Raw genomic sequence first — 3,157 nt, 5'->3', positions numbered from 1 at the left:
CCAGGTTGTGCTTGACGTCGTACGAGACGAAGTCGCGCAACGTGAAGCCGTCGTGGGCCGTGACGAAGTTGACGCTCGCCAGAGGTCCGCGCTCCTCCGAGAACGTGTTCGACGACCCGGCGAGGCGTGTCGCGAAGCCGCCGATGCCGACGGGCGCCGTGCTCGCGCGTCGGGCGTAGTCGACGTCGCTGAGCCAGAAGTTGCGGACCCGGTCGCGGTAGCGGTCGTTCCACTCCAGCCATCCGTCCCCGAAGGCGCCCGTCTGCCAGCCGCCCATCCCGACGTCCCACGGCTCGGCGATGAGCTTCGTCCCCGCGAGCACCTCGTCGTCGCGGATCGCGGTCAGCAAGGGGTGATCCGGCGTGAAGGAGTGGTTCTCGTCGCGGCCGAGCGTGACCGCGAGGTCGAACCGGAAGCCGTCGACCTGCACGTCCTCGGCCCAGTACCGGAGCGAGTCGAGGACGAGCCGGGCGGCGGCATCCGTCGAGGTGTCGACGGCGTTGCCGCATCCCGTCTCGTCGATGTAGACGCCCTCGTCGGTCTGGCGGTAGTACGAGCGGTTGTCGATGCCGCGGAAGCTCGAACGCGGTCCACCGATCCCCTCCTCGGCGGTGTGGTTGTAGACGACGTCGAGGATGACCTCGAGCCCCGCTTCGTGCAGTAGCCGGACCATGCCCTTGAACTCGCGCAGCACCGCCTCGGGGCCTTCCGCGCGGCTCGCAGCCGTCGCGTAGGGCGCGTGCGGCGTGAAGAAGTTGAGGGAGTTGTAGCCCCAGTAATTCGTCAGCCCGAGCTGCAGCAGCCGCGGCTCCGTCGCGTACGCGTGCACCGGCAGCAGCTCGACGCTTGTGATGCCGAGCGAGAGGTAGTGCTCGATCATGGCCGGGTGCGCGAGGCCGGCATACGTGCCGTGCAGGGCGGGAGGGACGAGCGGATGCCGCTTGGTCAGGCCCTTGACGTGTCCCTCGTAGATCACGGTGCGGTCCATCGGCACACGGGGCTTGGCCACCCCGCCCCAGTCGAAGCCGCCGTCGACGACGACCGAGCGCCAGTCCGTGATGCCGCCCGACACGAGCCCGCGGGCGTAGGGGTCGAGGAGCAGCGTTTCGGGGTTGAACGTGTTGCCGGGGCCATGGGGGCCACCGACGCGCACGGCGTAGCGCGCACCGGGGCGCAGCAGCGGGCTCGTGGCCTCGAACACGCCGCCGCCGACCGCCGCCATCGGGATCGTCTCGACCGCCCAGTCGAGGTCGACGTCGTCGAAGATCACCAGGTGCATGGCATCCGCGTGCGCGGACCACACCCGAAGGGTTCCGCCGTCGGGACCGAGCCGGACACCGAGGTCGTCGAGCGATGACGAGAGCAGGGCGGGTTGGGCAGAGAGGGCCGCTTCGGGTGGGACCATGCGTCCTAGGGTAGTGAAGGTCACGGACGCGAAGCGGGAGGGTGCATGTCGGTCTATCTCGACCACGCCGCCACGACGCCGCTCCGGCCGGAGGCGCGCGACGCCTGGCTCGCCGCCCACGACGTGCTGGGCAATCCGTCGTCGATCCACGGCGCCGGTCAAGCCGCGCGCCGACTGTTGGAGGACGCGCGCGAGAGCCTCGCCGAGCACCTCGGATGCCAGCCCATCGAGGTCGTGCTGACCTCGGGCGGCACCGAGGCGACGAACCTCGCTCTCAAGGGGCTGTGGTGGTCGCGCGAGCCCGCCACCGACGCGGTGGTCCTGCCCGACGGTGAGCATCACGCGACGCTCGACACCGTGGCGTGGCTGACGACGGCGGAGGGCGCGCGCGTACGGGCGGTGGGGCTCGACGGCCTCGGTCGGATCCCCGTCGCTTCGTTTGCCGAGGCGCTGCCCGGGTCCGCGCTCGCGACGGCCCTCGTGGCGAACAACGAGGTCGGGACGGTCCAGGATGCCGCGGGCCTCGCCCGTGCCGCCACCGAGGCCGGCGTACCCCTGCACCTCGACGCGGTGTCGGCGCTCGGACAGGTCGACGTGGACTTCGCGCGCTGGCGGGGGGACGGAAGCAGTCCCGCGGGACTCGTCGCACTGTCGGTCTCCGCGCACAAGGTCGGCGGTCCGGTCGGCGTCGGTGCCGCGGTCGTGTCGCGCCACGCGCGGCTCATGCCGCTGGTGCACGGCGGCGGACAGCAGCGCGGACTCCGCGCAGGAACCCAGGATGCGGCGGGCGCAGCCGCCTTCGCCGCCGCTCTGCGCGCGGCCGACGCCGAGCGGAAACACGAATCCGTGCGGCTGGAGGCCCTGCGACGGCGGTTGGTCGATGGCATCCATCAGGCGATTCCGACGGCGCGCCTGCTCGGCGATCCGGACGACCGGCTGCCGGGGAACGCGCACGTGCTGTTCCCGGGAGCCGCGGGGGAGACGCTGCTGTTCCTCCTCGACATGGCCGGGATCTCGGTCTCGACCGGATCGGCGTGCCAGGCCGGCGTTGCTGAGCCGTCGCACGTCGTGCTCGCGCTCGGGCTCGACGACCGCGCCGCGCGGTCCGTGCTCCGCTTCACTCTCGGCCGCACCTCGACGGACGCGGACGTGGATGCCGTGCTCGCGGCGCTCCCGTCCGCGTACGAGCGGGCCGTCGCTTCCGGCGCCCGTTCAGCGCACGCTTCGTAGACTGGGACGATGCGAGTTCTGGCGGCGATGAGCGGTGGCGTCGACTCCGCGGTGGCTGCGGCACGCGCGGTCGAGGCGGGGCACGACGTCGTCGGTGTGCACCTGGCGCTGTCGCGCGCGGGCGGAACCCTGCGGGCCGGAAGCCGCGGATGCTGCACGATCGAGGACGCCATGGACGCCCGCCGCGCGGCGGACAAGCTCGGCATCCCGTTCTATGTGTGGGACTTCTCGGAGCGCTTCCGCGACGACGTCATCGAGGACTTCGTCTCCGAGTACCGCGCCGGCCGCACACCGAACCCGTGCATGCGCTGCAACGAGAAGATCAAGTTCGCGGCGCTCCTCGAGCGCGCGCTCGAGCTCGGTTTCGACGCCGTCTGCACCGGCCACTACGCGACGCTCGTCGACACCGCCGACGGACGCGAACTGCACCGGGCCTCGGATGCCGCGAAGGACCAGTCGTACGTCCTCGGCGTACTGACCGAGGCGCAGCTCGCGCACACGTACTTCCCGCTCGGTCCTCGC

Annotated in this window: 2 protein-coding genes and 1 pseudogene; 2 read left to right on the top strand and 1 reads right to left on the bottom strand. The window is 71.6% G+C overall.

All coding sequences use genetic code 11. The features are described 5' to 3' along the window. Nucleotides 1–1,405: glycogen-debranching protein (locus I5G_RS09665; protein WP_022878878.1), on the bottom strand; the 1,405-nt coding region annotated here is incomplete at its 3' end. Nucleotides 1,406–1,450: 45 nt separating this feature from the next. Between I5G_RS09665 and I5G_RS09660 the strand changes: the two genes are divergently transcribed. Further along, the gene (locus I5G_RS09660; RefSeq protein WP_022878877.1) at nucleotides 1,451–2,635 is read left to right on the top strand and encodes a cysteine desulfurase family protein; all 1,185 of its coding nucleotides are present in this window, start codon (nucleotides 1,451–1,453) and stop codon (nucleotides 2,633–2,635) included. Nucleotides 2,636–2,644: 9 nt separating this feature from the next. Further along, nucleotides 2,645–3,157, top strand: a pseudogene (locus tag I5G_RS09655) (tRNA 2-thiouridine(34) synthase MnmA); the annotation flags it as partial.

It is taken from the genome of Microbacterium sp. B19 (assembly GCF_000333395.1).
In the GTDB taxonomy this organism is placed as follows: Bacteria; Actinomycetota; Actinomycetes; order Actinomycetales; family Microbacteriaceae; genus Microbacterium.
This window is presented reverse-complemented; position numbering and strand designations above follow the sequence as displayed.

What these genes read in the sequence shown, in the direction of transcription:
- I5G_RS09660 (WP_022878877.1), top strand. Translation starts at nt 1,451, where the DNA reads ATGTCGGTCTATCTCGACCACGCCGCCACGACGCCGCTCCGGCCGGAG.